Here is a 21,918-nt window from a genome sequence, read left to right as displayed (position 1 = left end):
GACGCTCTCCCTATCTTGGACCACGTGATCCCGGCCGAACGCGAGGGGGCCGGCCGGGACCACGTGATCCCGGCCGAACGCGAGGGGGGGCCGGCCAGGACCACGTGGTCCCGACCGGCCCCCCTCGCGCGTCCGCGTCAGCCCACCAGCAGCTCCCGCTTCAGGTCGCGGACGTCCTTCGCGTCCAGGCCCAGCGCGCGCCGCTCGTAGGACGAGAAGGACCCGAACTCCTTCCCGATCTCCTCGAAGCCCGAGTTCAGGTACTCGGGCCGCACGTCGAGCAGCGGCTTGTAGACCGCGGCCTGGGCCGGCGGCATGGAGGCGAGCGCCGCGGCGTTGGCCTCGGCGCGGTAGTCGTTGGAGGCCAGGTAGTCCGCCATCACCGTCGCGCGCGGAACGCCGAGCGCGGTGAGCAGGGCCGCGTTCGCCCAGCCCGTGCGGTCCTTGCCGGCCGTGCAGTGGAAGACGACGGCTCGCGCCCGGTCGTCCCCGAAGCCGCCGAAGACCGTGCGGTAGGCGGTCTTCGCGGTGTCGCCGCTGACCATGAACTTCTCGCCCTCGACCATCATCGCGACGCCCTCGGCCTCGGTCGTGGGCATCGTGGTGAAGGTGGGGGAGCCGGCCAGCACGTCCGCGACGACGTGCGAGGCACCCGCCGGGACCCGGTCCGCGGCCGCGGTGCGCTCGGACTCCATGCGCAGGTCGTACACCGTCCGGATCGACAGCCGCCGCAGCTTCGCGAGGTCGGCGTCGGTCAGCTTGTTCAGCGCGTCGGAGCGGTAGATCTCGCCCATCTTCACCCAGTGCCCGTCGGCGGTGCGATAGCCGCCCGCGTCCCGGAAGTTGACCGCGCCCTGGAGCGCGATGAGCCGGTCCGCGAGGTGGAGGGAACCGCCGTGCTCGGGGACCAGGTCGAACCACTGCCGGTCGGCGGCGGGCAGCCCGCGGACGGTCACCTCGCCGACGGAACCACCGGACGCGACGGTACGGCCGCCGGCCCGGACGGTGACGTGCCGGGTGCCGGGGGCCTTCCACTCCACGGTGTACGAACCGTCGTCGTTGGCCGTCACCGTGGCCGCGGTGAACGGTATGCGCCCGTGGGAGGCGGCGTTGTGCCCGGCAGGGGCGTGCGGGGCGGCGGCGGCGGTCGCCGGTACCGCGAGGCCGGCCAGGAGGGCGGTGGCCAGGGCGTAGGAGGCGGCCCTGACACGAGTCATCTGCGTCATGCGTGCATGCTCGAAGGCCCGCGCGTGGAGCGACGTAACCCCGGGTGAACGGGGGACGAAGGTACGTCCAACAGAGCCGCCGCCGGCCACCGTCGTGCACCTGCCGGACCGGAGCCGTGCCCGCCGCGGCCGACCCGCCCCGGCCGAACGCCGAGGAGATCCGGGCGGCCGGGGAGCGGGCGGGGCGGGCCCGCGCTCACCCGGGCCAGGGGGCCGCCCGGGGGCCTGCCTGCCGCGGATCGCGCTCACCCGGGCCAGGGGCCGCCCGGGAACCTGCCGCCACGGATCGCGCACAGGCGGGGCCGGCGGACGCGTACAGAATCCCCGTGAGCGGCGGCCGCCCGGATCCCAGCAGGGGCCGCCCCGCCCGCCGCCCCGGGCCGCCCCGCCCGCTACCCGCGCTGAACCGGCCCCGCGGCCGTCACTCCTTCGCGCCCCCCGCCACCGCGATGTCCTCCGGGCCGCCCTGCGCCGGGACGGCGGCCGCGCCGGCCGCCTCGGGGCCGTCGTCGTCGGAGTTGATCCGCTCGATGAGCGCGTCGCGCTCCGGGGTGTCCTCGGGGCGTACGAAGCCGATCACGATGTACAGCACCAGCGAGATCGCCAGCGGCAGCGCCACCTGGTACTGCAGCGCCACCCCCTCCTTCACCGAACCGTCGAAGTCGTAGTTGGTGAAGTAGAACGCCAGCAGACCCGCCGCCCAGCTGGTGAGCGCCGCCGTCGGCCCGGACCTGCGGAAGCGGCGCAGCAGCCCCAGCATGAACGGGATCGCGATCGGACCCATGAGCCCGGCGACCCACTTGATCACGACGGAGATGATGTCCTTGAAGGTCGGCGAGTTGATCTGCGTCGCCAGCGCCATCGACAGGCCGAGGAAGCCCAGCGTGGACAGGCGCGCGGCCAGCAGCCCGGCCCGGCTGCTCCACTCGCGGGCGGCCTTGGAGAACACCGGGGCGATGTCACGGGTGAAGACGGCCGCGATGGCGTTGGCGTCGGAGGAGCACATGGCCATCGTGTGTGAGAAGAACCCGACGATCACCAGGCCCAGCAGGCCGTGCGGCAGCAGCTGTTCGGTCATCAGCGCGTAGCTGTCCGAGGCGTCCGGCTTCTGCGCGTCGACGAGCAGCGGGGCGCACCACATCGGGAAGAACAGGACCGTCGGCCACACCAGCCACAGCACGGCCGACAGCCGCGCCGAACGGGTCGCCGAGGCGGCGGAGTCCGTGGCCATGTAGCGCTGGGCCTGGTTCCACATGCCGCCGTTGTACTCGAAGGTCTTGATGAACAGGTACGCCAGCAGGAACGTCACGGTGTACGGACCGGCCGTCGGGTCCGCGTGCCCCTCGGGCAGCTTGTCCCACACCGTCCACAGGGTGCTGAAGCCGTCCAGCTCGTGCATGGCGGTGACGAGCATCGCGAGGCCGGCGAACAGCTGGATGATGAACTGCCCCAGCTCGGTGAGCGCGTCCGCCCACAGCCCGCCGACCGTGCAGTAGACGGCCGTGATGATGCCGGTGATGAAGATGCCCTGGGTGAGGGTGATACCGGTGAAGACGGACAACAGCGTGGCGATGGCCGCCCACTTGGCGCCGACGTCCACGATCTTCAGCAGCAGCCCGGACCAGGCCAGCGCCTGCTGGGTCGGGACGTTGTAGCGGTTCTTGAGGTATTCGAGCGGCGAGGCCACGTACAGCCGCGAGCGCAGCCGGTTGAGCCGGGGCGCGAACAGCTGCGCGCCGATGCCGATGCCGATGGCGATCGGCAGCGACCAGGTCACGAAGGACGTGACGCCGTACTGGTACGCGATGCCGGCGTAGCCCGTGAACATCACGGCGCTGTAGCCCGACATGTGGTGCGAGATGCCGGACAGCCACCACGGCATCCGCCCGCCCGCCGTGAAGAAGTCGCTGACGTTGTCCACACGCTTGTGGGACCAGAGCCCGATCGCGATCATCACGCCGAAGTAGCCGATGAGCACGACCCAGTCGAGACTGTTCATGTCTCCCCTCCCGGGGTCCGCCTTATGAACGGGGTACGCACTTCGCCAGTACGGCCGTCTCAGCGGTGCCCCCGTGCGGGAGCGGGGACTTGGGGGATTGAACCGCCTCCCTGGTGTCCCGGTCAAGGACTCCTGCGGTCAGAAATGTGAACGCAGATCAGCAAGCCGAACGATTTTACTTGTTCTTGACCCGTGGAAGCGTTGTAGTGAACGTGACGGCGGCCACACGATGAGCGGGCGCTTCGCCAGGCTGTGGGCGCGGGCAGGCACGAAAAAGACCGCACGGGATGCGGGTCCCGTGCGGTCGAGAAGGAGGGGAACTGCCAGAGGAGAGGCCGGCCCAAAGGCGGCGAAAGCCCTCTCGGCCAGGACGGCGGGCCGGTCGGGAGGGCCTGGCTCGGGCTGCGGCGTGATCGGGCAGCCGAACCGCCCGGTCTCAGTACCGGGCGGTCCGGGTGACGTCCAGAAGGAACGCCGACCAGGTCTTCGCGGAGAAGTCGAGGACCCCGCTGCTCACGCTCTTCGAGTCGCGGACCAGCAGCGCGCGACCCTCCGCCGCCTTGACCTCCACGCAATTCCCATTCGCGGAATACGAGGACTTGGTCCACTCCGCCAGTGCGTCCTGCCGAATCGTCATGATGACTCCGATGGTTGTGCCGGTCGTTGGGCGGTGCGCCCAGTCGCTGCGCCCAGCGACTCGTGAGGGACGCTACGCCGCAACATCATCGGACGTGAGCGGCGTTCACTCGTTCGGATGACTTGCGCTGTGATGTTCTTCCGGCCCCACCTTGCGGAGGTGTACCTTCCGCGCCGCCTCGGAAATCCCCCCGGCCGAGGCCGAATTCGTCACGCTTCGCAGTTCTCCGCCGCCTGCAGAATGAACCCGCGGGACTGCTCGGCGCTCAGTGCTTTCGCGCGCAGATGTTCGTACATCACCGCATAGCTCTGGACGTCGGGCGCCTTTTCCAGATACAGGTCGCTCGTGATGCCTTCGAGATAGACGACGCTCGCGTCCAGGTCCTCCTGGAATTCCAGGATGGTGTAACTCCCGTACATCCCCGGGTGCGCGCCGACGGCGTACGGCAGCACCTGGAGCGTCACGTGGGGCAGCCGGCTCAGCTCCGCCAGGTGCCTCAACTGGTCGGCCATCACCTGCCGGCTGCCGACGACGCGCCGCAGCACGGCCTCGTCGATCACGGCCCAGAACCGCAGGGGTTCGACCGGATCGGTCAGGCGGTCCTGGCGCTTGATGCGGATCTGGATGCGCTTGTCGATCTCGGTGGGCGTCGCCTCCGGCCACATCCCCTCGATGGCCGCCTGCGCGTACTCCCGCGTCTGCAGCAGGCCGGGGACGATCAGTGACTCGTACACCCGCAGCGACGCCGCGTCGGTCTCGAGACCGATGTACACGCTGTACGGGATGTCTCCGAAGGCGTGCCACCAGCCCTGCTGGCGCGAGTCCTTGGCCATCTGCATCAACGAGTCGACCACCCGGTGGTCCTCGACCTCGTACACCCCGCAGAGATCGCGCACATCGCGCTGGCTGATGGAGCGGCGGCCGTTCTCCAGGCGGCTGATCTTCGACTGCGAGACCAGCAGCCGCTCCGCCACCTCCTCGGCCGTCATCCCCCTGACCTCGCGCAGTCGGCGCAATTCCTGACCCAACCGGCGTCGTCTGACGGTGGGATTGACGTTGGACGGCACGGAAACGGCACCTCCGGCTGTGTAGCTGTGCGTATCTACTGCTGAGCACATTGCCACCCCTGCACCCGGCCGCGCTGGGAAACCGCCACACACAGCAGCGCGGGGCAGTCGGTGATCCGACTGCCCCGCGCTTCGGTGCGGCTCCCGAACCGGGTCTGAGGGGACGACGGTGCGGCGTTGTGCGGTTGTTGACGCGATGGTGCGAGTGGTGCCTGGTTGTGCGCGGTGCGGTCCTAAGGGGCCGCGGTGTGTGCCATGCTGCCGCGGCGTGACTGCGACTGCGCTTGCGGTTGCAACGGCACACCGGCCGCCTGACCGCGGCGCGGCTGCGCGACCGCACCGTTCTGGACGTCCATCACGGCATGCGCCACGAGACCGCCCATCGGGTCGTGCCTGATCAGGTCCCGGAGCCGGGAGCGCGATGAACGCCCCTCGTTCCCGGGGTACAGGTGCTTGCCGAGTCCGACCGCGTGGGCCAGCGCGGCGAGCGCCGCGGTCCGCGGGTCCGGCGGTACGCCGGTGCGGATCGCACTGTCCAGCCGGGCCTTGATGTCCCGGCTGACCGCCGTGTCCGTCGCCTGGTAGCGAGTCGTCGGCAGCACTCCGCACATCTGGCCCGCCACGGCATGCACCATGCCGCACCGCTCCAGATGAGCGAGGTAGATCTGGCGGAGCCCCAGCCGGGGTCCGCCGATCCAGTGGACCGCCCGTACCGGACTGCCACGCCTGCGCAGCAGTTCCAGTGCGGAGTCCAGGGTCGGATCTCCTGTCGGCCGTGGCATCACCACGGCGATACGATCCCCGTCAGGGGCTATCCGTCCTGCCAGGGCCAGCTCTACTAGCTGGGCTCCGGCGAGGCCGAGGTCGAGCGACTGCGGCTGCGCTGTGGTACCCGTGGTCGGGTCCAGAGCGAGCAGCAGAAGCTCTTCCGGAATTGTTCTGCGGCTCCTGCCCATCCATGCCTCCCCGCGTGGATGAATGACAGGGTGACCCCTCTCACATCTGTCTGTCGAGGGCGCCTGGGGGCTTTGTACGGGAACCAGTAGGTATGTCGTTCTCGTCTAGCAGCCCGGCCAAGGGTTCACACGGGACACTGGTAGACGGTTCGGACAGCGCGGGTGGTTCCCCGCGGCGCATGGAGGAGGCATCGGTGGCGGGCGAGTCCCCCGACAAGTCGGAGCAGCAGCAGTCGTCGGGAACGACTCGCAGCGAGCGCGATCCGCGGCTCGACGTCTTTCGTGAACCCGAACCCCGGGCGGAGTCCGGTGCGGGTGCGGAGCCCGTGCCCGCCGATGCCGCCGAGGAGCCGGGCGACGACTCGGACCGGGGCGCCCGTACGGACGCGGCTGCGGCCCCGGAGGGCCCCGAGGCCGCCCCGAGCCCTGCCGAGAGCCCCGAGGGCACCCCGAGCCCCGCCGATCGCCCCGAGACGGCCGGGGACGGCCCTGAGACGGCCGGAGACGGCCAGGAGGCGGCCGGGGACGTCCCGGAGGCCGAGGACGCGGAAGAGGCCGGTGAGCCGGAGCGGGACGCCGAGCCCCGCGCCGAGTCCGCCGAGCCGGGCGTCGAACCCGAACCCGAGCCCGAGGAGTCCGCCGAGCCGGGTGCCGAATCCGAGCCCGAGAAGTCCGCCGAGCCGGGTGTCGAGCCCGAGCCCGAGGAGCCCGCCGAGCCCGACGTCGAACCCGAACCCGAGCCCGAGGAGTCCGCCGAGTCCGAGGAGGGCGACGCGCGGCTTCGGGCGGCGGTGGCCGCGTGGGTGTCGAAGACCGACGACGGGAACAGCGGCGACGACGCCGACGGCGAGAAGGGCGACTCCCCGGAGGAGCAGCCCCGCGTACCCCGGTCACGCGAGGAAACGACTCCGGAGCCGGACGGGAAGCCGGACGCCGAGCCCGTCGCGGAGACCGGCGCCGGAGCCGGGCCCGCCGGCCAGGCGGCACCCGCCGACGAGAAGGCGTCGCCCGAGGGCGGCGAGCCCGCCGAGGCCCCCGCACCCGGGAAGGCCCCCACCGCCACCGCGACCAAGGCCGGCCCCGCCGAGTCCGACGAGGCCCCGGCCCCCGTCGTCGATCAGCCCACCGCCGTCTTCAAGGCCCCCCGGCCGCCCAGGACCGACCAGCCGACCACCGCGCTGAAGATCACCCGGTCCCCGTCGGGCCGGCCGGTCGCCGCCGAGTCCGAGTCGCTCACGGAGCGGACGAGCCAGTTCGTACCGCTGCGCTCCGACGACGTACGGCCGGCGCCCGCGCCGCGCGAGCCGGAGAGCCCCGCGCCGGAGCCGGGCGTACGGCCCGCCCCCGGGCCGCCCGCGGCCCTCAGCGGTGCCGAGCGGACCCGGCAGCAGCCGATGCCGCCCAAGCCGCCGCTCGACCTGCTCGCCGAGCTGACGAACACCCCGCCGCCGCCGGAGACCCCGGTCCGCACCGCGGTGCGCAGGGTCAAGATCTGGACACCGCTGGTGATCCTCCTGCTCATCGTGTTTGCGATCGTGCAGATGGTGCGCCCGCTGCCGGACCCGTCGCTCGCGATGACGGCGAAGGAGACGTACACCTTCGGGGGCGGCGAGCTGAAGCTCGACTGGCCGTCGCAGGGGCAGTCGGCGGTCATGGTGGACGGCGTCGGCTCGCTCGGTTCGGCAGGAGCGCAGAAGCCCGCGCCGATCGCCAGCGTCGCCAAGATCATGACGGCGTACGTGATCCTCCAGGGCCACCCGCTCGCGGGCAAGGACGAGGGGGAGAAGATCACCGTGGACCAGCAGGCCGAGGACGAGTCCAAGGCCGAGGACGAGTCCAAGGTGCCGATCACCAAGGGCCAGCAGTTCACCGAGAAGCAGATGCTGCAGCTGCTGATGATCCCGTCGGGCAACAACGCGGCCCGTCTGTTCGCTCGCTGGGACTCCTCCTCCGAGGCCGCCTTCGTCGAGAAGATGAACGACGAGGCGAAGAAGCTCGGCATGACCCACACCACGTACACGGACCCGAGCGGTCTGAAGAAGACGACCGTCTCCACCGCCGCCGACCAGCTCAAGCTGGCGCGGGCCGTCATGAAGAACGAGGTGTTCCGCGAGATCGTCGACACCCCGCAGATCAAGGTCGACGGCATCGACACGATGATCTACAACAACAACACCATCCTGCTGGAGCCCGGTGTGAGCGGGATCAAGACCGGTTCGTCCACTCCGGCCGGCGGCAACCTGGTCTGGTCGGCCAACACCGTGGTGGACGGCAGGAAGCTGTGGATCTACGGCGCGGTCATGGGGCAGCAGGCGGGAACGGGCCAGCCGTACGACAGCCTGGTGATGTCGATGAACAACAGCCTCAAGCTGATCAAGGGTGCCCAGGACGCCGTGACCTCCGCCGAGGTGGTCCACAAGGGCGACGTCGTCGGATACGTGGACGACGGATTCGGCGGCCGTACGCCGCTGGTCGCGACCGCCGGCCTGAAGGCGAAGGGCTGGCCGGGTCTCGAGGCGAAGCTCTCCGTCGAGGGGAACGGCAAGGAGATCTCGCGCGACATGAAGGCGGGCACCGAGGTCGGGGTGGTGACGGTCGGCACCGGCAGCGCGAAGGTCAGCGCTCCCGTCGCCCTTCAGCAGGATCTGACCGATCCGGGCTTCGGCCAGAAAATGACGCGCATCGGCTGACCCGGCGGACAGGCCGCCCCGTCCCCCGGAACAACGCCCCCCGCGCCGCGCGGCGCCTCTCCGCGCGGCGCGGGGGCGGGGCCGGGCCGTGCGGCCGGCCCCAGAAGTCTTTCCGACAGCGTGAGAGACCGCGTGTTAGCGTCCCGTGGGCAACGCGCGGACCCCGGAGCGCGTCTTTCGGCCCATGAGATCCGAGCAGGAGCGCCGGCCGAAACCACACGTCCGGGGAGGGACGGGGAGAGACCCAGTGACCACTGTCGAGCCGACACGGGCCGACGCCGACACCGCCGGCCCGGACGCCGCGCGAGCGAAGCGCCGGAGCGAGGGCGAGCACACCCCGGAGGCGTCCGGCCGGTTCGACGGCCTGAAGCAGCGCTGCCTGCGCCACCCGGTCCTGCTGACGACCGCGGTCGCCGCGGTCGCCCACATCCTGTGGTTCCTCTTCTTCGCCAACAGCGGTGGCGACATCGCGGCCCAGGACGCCTGGGCCGAGTTCGTCGGCCGGCACCCGGGCACGGCGTACAACCTCGCCTGGTACGGGGGCATGCACCCCGTCTCGTACAGCGTGGTCTCGCCGTATCTCATGTCGGTGCTCGGTGTACGGACGACGATGATGATCGCCGGAACCGTCTCGGCCGGGCTGACCTCGCTGATCCTGTACCGCGTGAAGGCGGTCCGCAACCCGCTCGCCTGCTCGATGGCGGGCGTCTTCGCGTACCTGTGCAACGCGCTGTCGGGCCGGGTGACGTTCGGGCTCGGCATGATGTTCGCGGTCGCCGCGACGGCGGCGGTGTTCTGCTGGCCCTACCGGTGGCGCCACAAGCGGTGGGCGAAGGCCGCCGTCGCCGCGTCCCTCGCCGCGCTCGCGACGGGCGGCAGCCCGGTGGCGGGCCTCTTCCTCGGCGTGGTCGCGGCCGCGCTGTTCCTGAACAAGCGACGCCCCGGCGCGTACGCCCTGGGGCTGACACCGGTCGTGGTGGTCGCGCTGTCCGCGTGGCTGTTCCCCTTCTCCGGCACCCAGCCGATGTCGGTCGCGACCCTGTCCGGACCGTTCGTCTTCGCGTGGCTCGTCTTCTTCCTCGTACCGCGCGACTGGAAGACGGTACGCACGGCGGCGGCCGTGTACGGGACCGGGACGCTGGCGACGTACGTCGTCGACTCGCAGATCGGCTCCAACGTCTCGCGGATGGCGATGCTGTTCGCCGGCGTCGTCCTGCTGGCCGCGCTGCCGTACACCACGCCCCGCTCGCGACGGTGGTACGCGCTGGTCATCGCGTTCGCCTCGCTGAACTTCTGGATCGGCTTCAAGGGCGTCGACGACATCGTCAAGACCGCCCCCACCGCCTCCTGGAACCGCTCGCTGGCTCCGTTGATCAACCAGCTGCAGAAGGTCGGTGCCGAACGCGGCCGGGTCGAGGTCGTCCCGCCGAGCAGCCACCGCGAGGCATCCGCGCTCCCACGCTCCGTGAACCTCGCGCGGGGCTGGAACCGCCAGGCCGACATGAAGCGCAACCCCCTCTTCTACGACGACACCCTGGACGCCGTCAACTACCGCCAGTGGCTCGACCGCTGGGCCGTGCACTACGTGGTGCTGCCGCAGGGCGACCCCGACTACAGCGGTGCGCGCCAGGAGGCCGAGCTGGTCAGCGCGGGCCTGCCGTACCTGAAGGCGATCTGGGCCAACAAGGACTGGCGGCTCTTCGAGGTCGACAGCCCGGTACCGCTGGCCGACCCGCCGGCGACGGTGGAGCGCGCCGGCGAGGGCGAGCTGACGATCCGCGTCGAGAAGGCCGGCCGGGTCCTGATCCGCGTCCCGTACTCGCCCTGGCTCGCCCTCGTCGACGAGGACGGCACGGGCCTGGAACGCCCCCAGGAGACCGAGGCGTCCAAGAACCGCGCGGACAAGGACACCCCGAGGACCTTCGTCAACGAGAACGGCTGCCTGATCAAGGTCGACGAGGACGAGGACGGCGACGAGTGGACGGAACTCCTGGCCCCGCGCCCCGGCACCTACCGCCTGGGCGCCCCGTACCAGCTCCCGCCGGGGACGCCGTGCCCGGACGAGCTGAAGTGACGGACGCGCGGGGAGCCGGGGGACGGCCCGGGGCCGTACGGGGGCGAGGCCCCGACCCCCTCCGCGCCTCCTGGCGGAACACGACCCACGACTGGGCGGCCACGGTGGACCACGCCCACCTGGAGGCCGTCCGCCGGACCCCGGCCGCGTACGCGCCCGGCGGCGTACGCCACCTGATCCTGGAGGTCCTCGCCTACGCGGCGGACGAGGCGGAGTGCACCGGCGGCGGCCGCGCCCTCGTCAGGCTGCACCCGGACGGCTCGGTCTCCGTCACCGACGACGGCCGGGGCACCGACACCCGCCTCGACGCGGCGGGCCGCCCGGTGAAGAAGCCGGTCATGGCCACGAAGGACCTGCGCTTCTTCGACGCCCCCGACGCCCCGCCCCTCCCCGACGGCCACCCGCGCCGGGGCATGTCCGTGGTCGCCGCGCTCAGCGACTGGCTGATCCACACCAACCGCCGCGCCGACGGCTCCTGGACCCAGCGCTACGAGCACGGCGTCCCGGTGACGGACCTGGACCCGGTCGCGGCCGACGGCAGGACGGGCACCCGGGTCCACTTCCGCCCGGCCGCCGGGCTGGGCGAAGCGTCCGGGACCGGGCTGACGGACTGGCCGCCGCACCTCACCGTCGAGGTGGAGCGCTGACGGGAGCGTCCCGCACCGCCCTCCACGGGAACGGGCCGGCCCGATCCGCGGCCAGGACGCGGACGCCCCGCCCCCGCGAAGTCTCCCCGGCGGGCGCGGACACCGTGGTGCGCGGCGGGCCTGCCGTTCGTCCACGGCACGACGATCACCGGCGTGCCGCCGCCGCTCCCGTCAGGTCGTACACCGCGAAGTCCGTCACCGGCCGGTAGCCGATCCGCTGGTAGAGGCCGTTGCTGGTGGGATTGGCGAGATCCGCGAAGAGCACCACCTCCGCCGCGCCCTCGGCGAGCGCGGCCAGAGTGGCCCGGACGGTCGCGGCGCCCGCGTAGCCGCGTCCCCGCAGCCCGGCAGGCGTGTAGACGGGGGCCACCCGGATCTGCCCGGCGACCAGGGGCGTCACCCCCGCCATCGAGACGGGCACCCCGCCGGGGGCCTCCCAGAGGGTGACGCGGCGGCCGGCGATGTGCGCATCGGCCCAGCTCCCGGGGTCCTGGGCGCTACCCGCGCCGATGTCCCGCACGAACTCCGCGTACCACCTCGCCACCAGCTCGCGGTCCCGCGCGTCGGCGACCCGGCCGCGCCCCTCCGGCGCCGGCTCGGGCCGCCGGAGCTCCCCGAGCCGGTAGAGCCTCAGCCGCTCGTGCAGCCGGGGCTCCACCCCCGTACGCACCCGCCACGCCTCCGCGAACGCGGCGGAGGTCTCGCCGTCCGCGTTGACCCCGGGGACGTCGTGGCCGGCGGTCTCCAGATGAGCGGCCAGCGACCCGGCCTCCCCGGGCGTGAGGGGCGTGACGATCAGCCGGTAGGGCGGCGTCCGGACATACGCGGCCCGCACCTCCCCGCCCCGCTCCAGCACCCCGAAGACCGGCTCCTCGTTCCCGTAGACCCTGGGTCCCCGCACGCGCAGGCCCTCGGCCACGGTCAGGGGGACGGTGTGGAGCGCCGGGCGCGACCGCAGGAAGTCCCCGGCACGGGCGAGGAAGCCGTGGACGTCGGGGAGGGGGTGCCAGGTGGAGGTGGCCGATGAGGTTTCCATGGTCCATCCTGGCGCGGCGGACGAGGGGAGCGCCTGTGGTTTTCCGGGGCGCGCGGACCGGTCGCGCGGACCGGTCGCGCGGGCTACTCGACCTCGATGCCGTACTCCTGCACCAACTCCTCCAGCCCGCCCCGGTATCCCTTGCCGCCGGTGACGAACTCCCAGTCCCCGTTGGCGCGCCGGCGGAACGAGCCCAGCACGAGGGCGGTCTCGCCGGGCCGGCCGTCGGAGACGTCCAGCCGGTCGAGCGGCTCGCGTCCGGCGTCCAGCAGCCGGATCCCGGCGTCGGTGAAGCCGGACAGGTCGGCATCCGGGTCGGCGACGGGGTCGACGGCGGCGATGATCACGAGCCGGTCCGCATGCGCCGGAAGAGCGTCGAAGCCCACCTGGATCGCGGCCTTGTCGGGAGCGGTGGGGATCAGCTCGCGGACCGCGCCGTCGGGCGTGCGGGGGTTGGTCAACTGCCCGGCCCTGGAGGGCCAGGCTTGGAGGTAGGGCCCGGCTGGCTGCCGGGTGGGCTCCTCCGTCCAGCACCCTAGGCGGGTGCGGGGGCGTGTGACTCCGCCCCGCTTCGCCACAACTTCAGCGCTCGTGCGCGGACGTTGCGGGAGCCGTTGCGGTCGGCGTGATCAACGAATCCGCACGACCGGCATGCGAACCGTCCCTGGGAGACACGGTTCAGCTTGTCTGTGTGCCCGCACTCCGCGCACATGCGGGAGGTGTAGGCGGGATCGACGAACAGGACGGGCACTCCGGCGCGGCGCGCCTTGTACTCCACGAACCGTCCGAGCTGGGCGAAGGCCCAGGAGTGCAGCGCGACCCGTTGGGGCTTGCGGAGCCGTACCCGTTGGCGGATACCGGCAAGGTCTTCCATGCCGATTCCGCGTCCGGTGCGTTCGGCCTCGGTCACGATGCGCTTGGCGATGATGTGGTTGGCCTCGGTCGCCTTGCGCTGCTCCTTGCGGCGCTGGCGCTTGAGGAGCCGCTTGGCGGACTTGGTGCCCTTCTTCTGGAGCTTGGCCCGCAGGGCGAGCTGACGCTTGCGGTAGCGGTTCAGCTCACGTCCGGCGTGGATCTTCCCGTCGGATGTGGTGGCGATGTTGACGATGCCGAGGTCCACGCCGAGGAAGTCTGCCGGCTCGTACTGCTCGGCCTGGGGGACCTCGCACGTGGCGATCAGGAACCACACGCCGTCGCGGTGCACGAGATCGGATTCGCCCTTGCGGTGCCCGGCCAGGAGCTTGCGGGCCTGCTCGGAACAGGCGAACCGCACCCCGCGCACGCGCCCGGCCGTGGTCCAGATGGACACGGTCTGCTCGTCCACCTGCCAGGACAGACACCGGTCGTCGTACGGCTGCGCGGCATCGGGCCGGAAGGCGACCGGCCTGGACTCGGCCCTGGCCCGGCGCTTCGAGCCCGGCTTGCCGAGGTTTCCCGCCCGGATGTTCGCCCGCAGGGTGGTGTAGGCATCGGCGACCTTCCGCAGCACGTGCAGTGCGGGCTGAGCCGACAGGCCCCGCGTCTTGAGGTCGTGGTAGGCGAGGCCCTGCAACGCCTTACGCGAGGTCTCGCCCCGCCGGTGCGCCTCACCGGAAAGCCAGTTCGCCGCATCGTTCGCCGTGCGCAGGGTCGCCTCAAGCGCCGACGCCACCTCGGGCGACGGCATGAGCTTGACCTGCACCACGACCTTCATGCGGATCACCGTAGCATCGTGTCTATGTCACCGAGATGGGAATCAGACCCGGAGATCCGCAGGGGCCGCAGCGTCGTCCACACCCTCCACGCGCATCTGGTCTTCGTCCCGAAGTACCGGCGCGGTGTCTTCACCGACGAGATCCTGACCAGGTGCGAGGAGATCATGCGGGAGGTGTGCGCCAAGGCCAACGCCGAGCTGCGCGAGTTCAACGGCGAACGCGACCATGTTCATCTCCTGGTCCACTACCCGCCGCAGGTCAAGCTCTCCGCCCTGGTCGGCTCCCTCAAGGGCGTCTCCGCGCACTACCTGCGCAAGGAGCACGCCGACCACATCCGCAAGTACCTCTGGGACGAACACTTCTGGTCACCGTCCTACTTCGCTGCCTCCGCAGGCGGCGCACCGCTCACCGCGGTCAAGGAGTACATCGAGAACCAGAAACGGCCAGGCTGACCGTCACAGCCAAAGACGCAGCGAACTCCGGCACTCCGCACCTCCGGGCCGAGGAAGCAACTCCTCCCGAGCCCTGAAGGGCCGGGATTCCTTGCTAGTAGGGCTTGGTCAGGTTGGGGTTGGTGTGGGTATGCCGCGGTGGCAGGTGGGGCAGGCGCCGGTCCATGTCGCGAGGAGTGTCTGGAGCTCGCGGACGATCCGGTAGAGGCATAGGCCGGCGCCGTGTCTTTTGGGGCTCTGGCCAGTCGTTGCAGGGTGCAGAAGGCATGCGCGACGGAGACGAGGGTGACGTGGTGGTGCCACCCATTCCAGGTCCGGCCCTCGAAATGGGCCAGGCCCAGGGCCTGTTTCATCTCGCGGTAGTCGTGCTCGATGCGCCACCGGAGCTTGGCGAGCCGGACCAGTGTGGTGAGCGGGGTGTCGGCGGGCAGGTCGGATAGCCAGAACTGGACCGGTTCCGGTTCGGTGGCGGGCCACTCGGCAAGCAGCCGGCACTCGGGCAGTTCCGGGCCGCGGGCGGCCTGGCGAACCTCGCGGCCGGCAGGCCGGATCCGCAGGGCCACGAACCGCGAGTACATCCGCTTGAAGCCGCTGCGGCCGGTGCCGGGCCGGGAGCCCTCACGCCATTGCACCGGCTTTGCCGCCTTCCGGCCGACCGCAGTGGCCAGCTGTTTCACCGACTGCGGCTTGTCCGGATATTTCGCCACCGGCGGGCGTCCGGTCCCGGAGTAGGGCTCGGTCACCGGTACTGCTTCGCCGGGCTGGGCCGAGAGGGTGGTGGAGATCCCCACGACGTAGTTGAGGCCCCGGGCCTGCAGGCCGTGCCGGAATACCGCCGAGTCTCCGTATCCGGCGTCCGCGATGGCCAGCGGCACTTCGATGCCCCACGAGCGAGTCTCATCGAGCATGTCGAGTGCGAGCTGCCATTTCGCCACATGCCCGATGTCGTCGGGGATGCCGCAGGCGGTGCGGCGGGCGACCTTGTGCGGATCTGCCTTCGTGGACCCGGGCGCCCAGGTCTCGGGCAGGAACAGCCGCCAGTCGACCGCCGCCGAGGCATGATCGGAGGCCAGGTGCAGCGAGACGCCCACCTGGCAGTTGGTGACCTTGCCCGCCGTCCCGGTGTACTGCCGCGACACGCACGCAGAAGCGCTCCCGTCCTTGAAGAACCCGGTGTCATCGAAGATCAGCGCCGTCGGCCGGATCACCGCTTCCATCTTCCAGGCCAGCCGGGCCCGCACATGCGCCGGATCCCACGGGCTGGTGGTGATGAAGTGCGCCAGGGCCTGCCGGTTCCCGTCTTCCCCGAGCCGGGCCGCCATCGGCTCGACCGACTTGCGCTGCCCGTCCGTAAGCAGGCCCCGCAGGTAGACCTGCCCCCACCGACGCTGATCCTCCCTCGCGAACGGCTCGAAAACCTCCGCCGCGAAACCCTCCAACTCACCACGCACAGCAGCAATCTCGTCCGGAGTCACACTCTCTCAACGCAACACCGAGCCAGGAGGAAACGCTCAACCACAACTAACCTGACCAAGCCCTACTAGGTCCAGGCGGTGGCGTCGTACACCACGTCGCAGTATGGGTCGTCGACGCCCGGGACACGCAGATCGGCAAGGTTCTCCGGGGCATCGGGGTTGAGGAGGGCGATCAGTTTGGTGGACGCCCACCAGCCCACGGGACGGAGTTCTCCCGACCTGGAGGCGATGGTGTCCACGTCGATGCCGGCGGTTTCGCGGCCTGGTAGCTCAAGGTAGAGGCGGACCACTCCACGGTCGCGAGTGTCGAATCCGATGAGACGGTAGAGCTCCGGGGCCACTCCGGCTGTCGGCTCGTGCCAGTACGGGTCGCCTGCGAGGTCCGCCACCACGTAGTCCAGGCCGTCGTCCTCGGTGACCTCGACCGCGTCGGGAAGGACGCCGGCGGCATCGAGGGCTTCGAGGGTCAGCACGTCGGCCCCACTGCTGTCGGCCCAGTGGACCGCCCGTCGCAGAGCACCCACGTACCACCAAGACCCGTACGAGGCCGGCGCGGCTCCCGGCCGGTGTGGCAGTTCGATCTGAATGCTCCTGGACGTGCCGTCCTTCAGCCGGAAGCGGATGAGCCCCGCCTCCGGGAGGACCGCACGAAGTTGCCAGGCAGTGCCAGGGATGGGGGCAGGGACGTACCGGCGCAATGCCAACAGGATTTCCGCGGTGTCTTGGGCCACGCCCTCACCTTCCCTTCCAGGCAGGCGGCACGCCCACCTCCCGAATCAGAGCTGGTTGACCCAGTCCGGACACATCGTCTGCCCACGGCAGAAGGCGGTGACCGTACCGATGGGGCGGCCGTCAGGGGTGTTCTGGCCGTTGGGGCCTCGTTCGCCCCGCTCGGCAATGCTGGTGGTGGTCATTCGGACCGAGGCACCGCTGGTGATGACAGCGTCGCACTCGACGCGGTTTCCCTTGCCCCGATCGGCCTTGCCGTCGTAAGGCGTGTTGATCACCGTCTTCGTGCACACGTTGTGCTTGGAGCAAGCGTGCTTGAAGCCGAAGTCGTCGTTTCCCCTGCGTGTGGGGATGTCGTTGTGCTTCCAGTCCAGGGCCGACCAGTAGATGTGGTGCCACGGAATACTGGGGTCTGCGGCAGAGGGAGAAGCCGACCCGGTGTTGCCCGGAGGGAGCGGTACGTGTTCCGCGAGTGCTCGTTCGACGCCGTACTTGGCCACGTAAGCCTCGTTGGACATGATCTCGATGCCGGCCGGAGCGCTCGTGAAGTCTGTGGAACGGTTCTGAGCCGCCTGGACACCGGTTCCTGAACCAAGAACAGCGATCACAGCAGCCACAGGAAGTACAGGGAGTGGAATCCTTGCGAAACGCACGGAACAACCTTCTGTCATCGACGTTCTGGGGCAGGCGCACGCGACCAGGCCCGCCCACCCCACAAGAGATAACCAAAGCCATGCCCATCCACCGGGCACCCGTACGAACACCAACCCGAATAGACCAGTGGAGCGAACCAGGCGGCGGACAGGGCTTGGGTACGCAGGCAATGGTGCGTGACCTCCGCCGCTCGAAAAGTGCTGTCACCCACCGACAGACAGTGCTTGAAGACGGTCACGGAAATCTCGCACCACCGGCTCGTCGCCACGGGGTCGAGGTAGCGGCTGAACTTCTTCAAGCGGACGTGTGCCCGGTCGGATCGGACTCTGTTCTCCAACAGCTTCAGGCCGTCGTGGGCGGCGGCGAGGGTGCCGTCGAGGTGTCGGGCTGCCAGCCTGGCCGTGGCGAGGCGGCCTGAGCGGACGGCTCGGTCTCGGGGGACCGCGTGGTTCACCGCAACCGTGAGGGCGCTGGTGGCTCCCCGGGGAAACCGGCGCGGAGCATGATCTTGCCCTCGGTGGACTTGAGCTGGGCTTCGCCTTATCAGCCGAGCCAGTCGGGGCGGTCGCCTTCGCGTCTCCCACTTCTCGGAGATGTTCGAGGCCATCGCCGAGGACAACGTCGAGATCGCCGAGGGCAACGCTGCTCGGCGCCAGGCGTGCGAGGAGCTGCCACGGATCCCGTGGAAGGAGCGTGAGCGGCGCGCTCGCCGCAAGGCGATGAAGGCGGCCATCGCCGACATGGAGCCGTACCGGCGCATCGTCGGCCCGGCCACGCGCCAGCGCGTCCGCTCCACCCTGCGCGCACGCAAACAGCCTCGGACGAGTCGTCCGAGGCCGAGTGGGACCCCTTCCTGAGGGATAAACCCCAGGTCAGAGCGGTACTGCATGGTGCCCCCGGCAGGATTCGAACCTGCGACACCCGCTTTAGGAGTTCGATCTACGCCCGTGCCTGGGGTCGTCGTCGGCTGGTCCGGCGGTCGCGTGGGGGTGCTGCTGTGCGCTGCCGTCCGGCCTCGTTGATGTCAACGTTGGATGTCACCCAAACAGCTCCGGAACTGGGCAGACCTCCAACGGTTCCTCCGGCCGGTCCGCCCACCGCCACCATGTGTGCCGATCGGGGCACCGCCACAGAGACCGGCAGGTCCTCCGACCGTCTTCGTCTCGCTTGGAGAGCAGGAGACCGCCGGACTTCATGGGCTGGCTGCATTCGGGACAGGACGCGGCGTTCTCGGCCATAGGGCGGACTCCAAGCGGGGCTACCGGTTGATCGGGATCTCGTAGACGATCTCGCAGTGAGCCGCGGGCACCACGATGTCCGCCGTCTCCACGGGCCGCCCCTCGTCGCTGTAGTACGTCCGCCGGATGTGCGTGACGAGTGCGGCCTTCTGGATGCCCAGGAGTGATGCCTCCTCGGCGGTCGCTTGCCGCGGCTCCGGCTGCTCCACGGCATGGCCGACGGTGATGCCGATCGCGGCCATGCGGTTCACGACGCCAGTCCCTGCGTGCGGCCCTCCCTCGGGGAGGACGACGAGCGTGCCGGCGGTGAGGTCGTACGGCTCCCAACTCGTCGACAGCTGCACGGGCCTGCCGTCCGCCAGGAACTCGTACGTCGTACGGACGCACAGCTCGCCCTCGCCGATGCCCAGCCGTGCCGCGATCTCCGCCGGCGCTGGCACCTTGGCGTCAGTCCGGCTCTCCCAGTCCCCTTGCCTGCCGACGGCCTTCATGTCCGAGCGGAAGGGCGAGCCGTTGGGCTGCTCGCGCGCCGAGGAACGGACCACCCGCACGCGCTGCCGCGGCTCGGCGACGTACGTGCCCGATCCGGCGCGACCCTCCAACACGCCTTGGGAGATCAGCAACTCCTGAGCCCGGCGCACGACGTTCTCGCCCACGCCGCACTCCTCGCCGATCTGGGCGCGGGAGGGCAGGCGGTCTCCCGGCTCCCACACGTGCTCCGCGATCCGTCGCCGAAGTTCGTCGGCGATGCGGAGATAGGGCGGCTGCTCAGGCATATGGAAAATCTAGTCCACTAGCTCTAATCTAGTTAACTAGCTTCACTCAAAGTGATCGCTGGTGACGGAGGCTGCCCTGTGCCTGCTTCGGGAGTTAGCGCGGCGGCCCTCGCCGCCCGGCTGTCCGCCCTCGGGCTGCTCACGCGAGTGGAGGAACACCCCCGGCACACGTCGGTGGAAGCGGAGGTGCCGGACGCGCTCTCCGCCGAGTCGTGGCGGGAGGTCCTGGACGTGGTGGCGGAAGCCGACCGCTTCGGCCTCCTCGCCACCAGCATGAACGGCCGCACCCTCTGGGCGGTCGTACGCAAAGCCGTCCCCACGACGGGCGATGTCGGGGGACCGGGCCATCAGCGATAGGAGCTGAGCAGCGTGCTCAACCGTATCCGCCGTGCCGTCTCGCTCACCAGAGAGCGGCACTTTCCCAGGGGCAGGCACCGCCGCCCCTTAACGGCCTCCGGGCCGTCGGTTGCTCCCGCCGCCTCCCTGCCTCCGGGCAGGACGACGGTCGTCCGCCGGCGTGGCTCCGACGGCGTGGACCACCGGCAACCGCTCAAGGGTGAGGACATCGCACTCGTCCGCCCGTACGTACTGGCCGGGGAGAAGCACGTGAGGGCGCGCGAAGTGGTCGTCGCTCCCTACCTTCCGGCCGATGCGTGGTCGGCCCTGGTGGGGGTTCGCTGATGCACCCCCGTCGACAGACCCGCGTCACGGACACCTCGGCCGTCCCCTACCGATCGACCGCATGTCGGATCGGCACCCACCACGCCTGCGCGGAGTCCTCTCCGGCCTCGGCGCCGGTCGACCTCCCGGTGATCTACGAGGCGTGCGACTGCCCATGCCATTCGATGTCCGGCCAGACGACGCCTTCGGAGGTGCAGTGGTGAGGGAGCGAACACCCGGCGGCACGCTGGCATCCAACCTTGAGGTGACCGCGGCCACCGTGCAGCGCGGCGACATCATCCAACTCGGAGGCCGGGCCTGCCGGGTGCAGGACCTCTTCCAGCTCGCCCAGGGCGCGAAGCAAATCCTCTTCGACTCGGGCGAGCTGCTGACCATACACACGCGGACCCGGCTCGCTGCCGTGCGGATGATGAGGCGGCGGTGATCCGGTCCGTGTCTCCTCGCCACCACGACATCGCCGACGATCTCCGGCACCAGATCACGACCGGCCACCTCAAGCCCGGCGAACGACTCCTGTCCGAAACCGGCTTGGCGGGCCAATACAAGGTCAGCACAGCAACGCTGCGGAGTGCCCTCGCGGTGCTCCAGGGCGAGGGCCTCGTCGAGAAGATCCACGGCAAGGGCAACTACGTCCGCCGTCCCCTCCGCCGGATCATGTACGTCGGCGGCTGGGGGACGCTGGACCCGTGGACCGCCGCCGAAGCGGCCCTACGAGTCACCGTTCGCACCGCCACGGTCCAAGCCGACGGGCACCTGACGACCTTGCTGAGGGTGCCGACGGGCAGCCCTCTCGCGGAGTTCTTCTGTGTCAGTCACGAGGGGGAGTCACCGCACGGACTGGCCCGTATCTACATCCCCCGCGACCTGGCGCCGACCGGAGTGCTCGACGACGAACCCTCGTGCCCGGAGGCAGCCAAGAGATTCGCCGTACTCGGCCCTCCGCCAGCCGCTGTCCGGGAAACGGTCTGCGCCCGCCCGCCGACGCCGGACGAATCATCGACCCTGCGAACCAACTCCGTCACGCCAGTTCTGGCGATCACGCGCGTCTCGACCGACCCCACCGGCCGAGTGGTCGAGGCGGCCCTTCTGGTCTTCCCAGGGGATCGAGCCGACGCAGTCTTCACCACCCACCACACGCCCGACGAGAGGCAGACGCCAGGATGACAACACAAAACGAACTGCGCCTTCTCCCGTGGTCGGGCCCGGAGGGCAAGCCCTGCTACCTGAGCACGGATGACAAGGGCGGCTACATGTCCCGCCTGGCGGACAACATCGAAGCGAACCAACTCGACACAGCAGCGATCCTGTTGGAGCACGCCTCGAACACCCTCGATGACCAGGACACAGACCCGGAAGACCTACGCCGGCTGACTGGTGAACTGACCGGGACGCTCCGGGACGTGCTCCGCGTCGCCACCAGCCGCGGCCACCTCCTGGGGGTGAGCGAACCGCACCGCTTCTGAAACAGCGGCCGTAAGCAACGCCTGCCGCCGACGACCCTCCGTCTCAACCGGGGAGGGGAGCCCGACCACGACTCGGCTCCCCTCCCCGCTGCGTTATGCCGGCTACTGCTGAGGCCAGGGGCACCGGAACAGAGAAAGCGACCTCTCTTTGACGGCCTGAATCTCAGCCGACGACAGCCAGCCACGACGGCGGGTGCGCCGACCGACCACGCACGCGTATGCCTCGCCGCACCCTAACCGGCCTCAGCCACGCTGCGGTGTCGTAGATCAGGGAAGCTGTGACGGCTGGTTCAAGCCGCAGTACTGCAACGGCTCCGGAGGCCGCTTGGCTCTCACTAGCTGTTGTCCAACCAATCAGGTGTTTGACCTGCAGTTTTGCTGTTTGTGATCACCACGGTTCGGGGTGCAGGGTGTCGAGGTCTTC

General features: G+C 70.3%; 18 protein-coding genes and 3 pseudogenes. 9 read left to right on the top strand and 12 right to left on the bottom strand.

The genetic code is table 11. The features are described from left to right. Positions 1-137 precede the first annotated feature (137 nt). The 5 genes from ABZ564_RS31340 to ABZ564_RS31320 form a co-directional block, all read right to left on the bottom strand. Positions 138-1,226 carry a tyrosine-protein phosphatase gene (locus tag ABZ564_RS31340; RefSeq protein ID WP_360862695.1) on the bottom strand — a complete coding sequence of 363 codons (1,089 nt, stop codon included), beginning with the start codon at positions 1,224-1,226 and terminating at the stop codon, positions 138-140. Between the two features lie 421 nt (positions 1,227-1,647). Further along, positions 1,648-3,225, bottom strand: a complete 1,578-nt coding sequence (locus tag ABZ564_RS31335; RefSeq protein ID WP_360862693.1) for a sodium:solute symporter family protein — start codon at positions 3,223-3,225, stop codon at positions 1,648-1,650. Positions 3,226-3,661: 436 nt separating this feature from the next. Next, the gene (locus ABZ564_RS31330) at positions 3,662-3,862 is read right to left on the bottom strand and encodes a DUF397 domain-containing protein (RefSeq protein ID WP_360862691.1); all 201 of its coding nucleotides are present in this window, start codon (positions 3,860-3,862) and stop codon (positions 3,662-3,664) included. A 209-nt stretch (positions 3,863-4,071) separates the two neighbouring features. Continuing rightward, positions 4,072-4,929 carry a helix-turn-helix transcriptional regulator gene (locus ABZ564_RS31325; protein WP_360862689.1) on the bottom strand — a complete coding sequence of 286 codons (858 nt, stop codon included), beginning with the start codon at positions 4,927-4,929 and terminating at the stop codon, positions 4,072-4,074. A 233-nt stretch (positions 4,930-5,162) separates the two neighbouring features. Further along, positions 5,163-5,885 carry a GPP34 family phosphoprotein gene (locus tag ABZ564_RS31320; RefSeq protein WP_360862688.1) on the bottom strand — a complete coding sequence of 241 codons (723 nt, stop codon included), beginning with the start codon at positions 5,883-5,885 and terminating at the stop codon, positions 5,163-5,165. A 194-nt stretch (positions 5,886-6,079) separates the two neighbouring features. Between ABZ564_RS31320 and ABZ564_RS31315 the strand changes: the two genes are divergently transcribed. The 3 genes from ABZ564_RS31315 (at position 6,080) to ABZ564_RS31305 (ending at position 11,296) form a co-directional block, all read left to right on the top strand. After that, on the top strand, positions 6,080-8,575 hold the full coding sequence (locus ABZ564_RS31315; RefSeq protein WP_360862697.1) for a serine hydrolase: 2,496 nt from the start codon (positions 6,080-6,082) through the stop codon (positions 8,573-8,575). Positions 8,576-8,822: 247 nt separating this feature from the next. Continuing rightward, positions 8,823-10,649, top strand: coding sequence for an MFS transporter (locus tag ABZ564_RS31310; RefSeq protein WP_360862686.1), 1,827 nt, complete (start codon positions 8,823-8,825; stop codon positions 10,647-10,649). After that, on the top strand, positions 10,646-11,296 hold the full coding sequence (locus ABZ564_RS31305; RefSeq protein WP_360862684.1) for an ATP-binding protein: 651 nt from the start codon (positions 10,646-10,648) through the stop codon (positions 11,294-11,296). The genes ABZ564_RS31310 and ABZ564_RS31305 overlap by 4 nt, the downstream gene beginning before the upstream one ends. Before the next feature lie 145 nt (positions 11,297-11,441). Here ABZ564_RS31305 and ABZ564_RS31300 read toward each other — a convergent pair whose 3' ends face one another. The 3 genes and pseudogenes from ABZ564_RS31300 to ABZ564_RS31290 form a co-directional block, all read right to left on the bottom strand. After that, positions 11,442-12,332, bottom strand: coding sequence for a GNAT family N-acetyltransferase (locus ABZ564_RS31300; RefSeq protein ID WP_360862682.1), 891 nt, complete (start codon positions 12,330-12,332; stop codon positions 11,442-11,444). Positions 12,333-12,415: 83 nt separating this feature from the next. Beyond that, a pseudogene (locus tag ABZ564_RS31295) lies at positions 12,416-12,787 on the bottom strand (TerD family protein); the annotation flags it as partial. Positions 12,788-12,867: 80 nt separating this feature from the next. Then, entirely contained in the window at positions 12,868-14,025 is a 1,158-nt protein-coding gene (locus ABZ564_RS31290) for a transposase (protein ID WP_360862680.1), read from the bottom strand. A gap of 24 nt (positions 14,026-14,049) precedes the next feature. On the opposite strand from ABZ564_RS31290, the gene tnpA reads away from it, so the two are divergent. Beyond that, positions 14,050-14,478, top strand: coding sequence for an IS200/IS605 family transposase (tnpA, locus tag ABZ564_RS31285; RefSeq protein ID WP_360862679.1), 429 nt, complete (start codon positions 14,050-14,052; stop codon positions 14,476-14,478). A 227-nt stretch (positions 14,479-14,705) separates the two neighbouring features. Here tnpA and ABZ564_RS31280 read toward each other — a convergent pair. The 3 genes and pseudogenes from ABZ564_RS31280 to ABZ564_RS31270 form a co-directional block, all read right to left on the bottom strand. After that, positions 14,706-15,953 (bottom strand): annotated as a pseudogene (locus ABZ564_RS31280) (IS701 family transposase); the annotation flags it as partial. A 65-nt stretch (positions 15,954-16,018) separates the two neighbouring features. Next, positions 16,019-16,684, bottom strand: a complete 666-nt coding sequence (locus ABZ564_RS31275) for a hypothetical protein (protein ID WP_360862677.1) — start codon at positions 16,682-16,684, stop codon at positions 16,019-16,021. A gap of 45 nt (positions 16,685-16,729) precedes the next feature. Then, entirely contained in the window at positions 16,730-17,299 is a 570-nt protein-coding gene (locus tag ABZ564_RS31270) for a hypothetical protein (protein ID WP_360862675.1), read from the bottom strand. A 603-nt stretch (positions 17,300-17,902) separates the two neighbouring features. Here ABZ564_RS31270 and ABZ564_RS31265 point away from each other — a divergent pair. Beyond that, positions 17,903-18,142: pseudogene (locus ABZ564_RS31265) on the top strand (site-specific integrase); the annotation flags it as partial. Positions 18,143-18,594: 452 nt separating this feature from the next. Here the strand turns inward: ABZ564_RS31265 and ABZ564_RS31260 are convergent. Continuing rightward, the gene (locus tag ABZ564_RS31260) at positions 18,595-19,350 is read right to left on the bottom strand and encodes a GntR family transcriptional regulator (protein ID WP_360862673.1); all 756 of its coding nucleotides are present in this window, start codon (positions 19,348-19,350) and stop codon (positions 18,595-18,597) included. Between the two features lie 78 nt (positions 19,351-19,428). Between ABZ564_RS31260 and ABZ564_RS31255 the strand changes: the two genes are divergently transcribed. The 4 genes from ABZ564_RS31255 (at position 19,429) to ABZ564_RS31240 (ending at position 21,494) form a co-directional block, all read left to right on the top strand. Next, on the top strand, positions 19,429-19,707 hold the full coding sequence (locus ABZ564_RS31255; protein WP_190154398.1) for a hypothetical protein: 279 nt from the start codon (positions 19,429-19,431) through the stop codon (positions 19,705-19,707). A 523-nt stretch (positions 19,708-20,230) separates the two neighbouring features. After that, a complete protein-coding gene (locus ABZ564_RS31250; protein ID WP_360862671.1) occupies positions 20,231-20,455 on the top strand; it encodes a hypothetical protein in 225 nt (74 codons plus the stop codon). Further along, on the top strand, positions 20,452-21,195 hold the full coding sequence (locus ABZ564_RS31245) for a GntR family transcriptional regulator (RefSeq protein ID WP_360862669.1): 744 nt from the start codon (positions 20,452-20,454) through the stop codon (positions 21,193-21,195). The genes ABZ564_RS31250 and ABZ564_RS31245 overlap by 4 nt, the downstream gene beginning before the upstream one ends. Continuing rightward, complete coding sequence (locus ABZ564_RS31240; RefSeq protein ID WP_360862667.1) at positions 21,192-21,494, top strand: hypothetical protein; 303 nt, start codon at positions 21,192-21,194, stop codon at positions 21,492-21,494. The genes ABZ564_RS31245 and ABZ564_RS31240 overlap by 4 nt, the downstream gene beginning before the upstream one ends. Positions 21,495-21,918: the final 424 nt, after the last annotated feature.

The organism is Streptomyces sp. NPDC019224 (genome assembly GCF_040632605.1).
Classification (GTDB): domain Bacteria; phylum Actinomycetota; class Actinomycetes; order Streptomycetales; family Streptomycetaceae; genus Streptomyces.
This window is presented reverse-complemented; position numbering and strand designations above follow the sequence as displayed.

Bases quoted from the DNA above. Each gene is read 5' to 3' on its own strand.
- ABZ564_RS31320 (WP_360862688.1), bottom strand. From the start codon at position 5,885: ATGGGCAGGAGCCGCAGAACAATTCCGGAAGAGCTTCTGCTGCTCGCT.
- ABZ564_RS31240 (WP_360862667.1), top strand. From the start codon at position 21,192: ATGACAACACAAAACGAACTGCGCCTTCTCCCGTGGTCGGGCCCGGAG.
- tnpA (WP_360862679.1), top strand. From the start codon at position 14,050: ATGTCACCGAGATGGGAATCAGACCCGGAGATCCGCAGGGGCCGCAGC.
- ABZ564_RS31340 (WP_360862695.1), bottom strand. From the start codon at position 1,226: ATGACGCAGATGACTCGTGTCAGGGCCGCCTCCTACGCCCTGGCCACC.
- ABZ564_RS31335 (WP_360862693.1), bottom strand. From the start codon at position 3,225: ATGAACAGTCTCGACTGGGTCGTGCTCATCGGCTACTTCGGCGTGATG.
- ABZ564_RS31300 (WP_360862682.1), bottom strand. From the start codon at position 12,332: ATGGAAACCTCATCGGCCACCTCCACCTGGCACCCCCTCCCCGACGTC.
- ABZ564_RS31330 (WP_360862691.1), bottom strand. From the start codon at position 3,862: ATGACGATTCGGCAGGACGCACTGGCGGAGTGGACCAAGTCCTCGTAT.
- ABZ564_RS31290 (WP_360862680.1), bottom strand. From the start codon at position 14,025: ATGAAGGTCGTGGTGCAGGTCAAGCTCATGCCGTCGCCCGAGGTGGCG.
- ABZ564_RS31260 (WP_360862673.1), bottom strand. From the start codon at position 19,350: ATGCCTGAGCAGCCGCCCTATCTCCGCATCGCCGACGAACTTCGGCGA.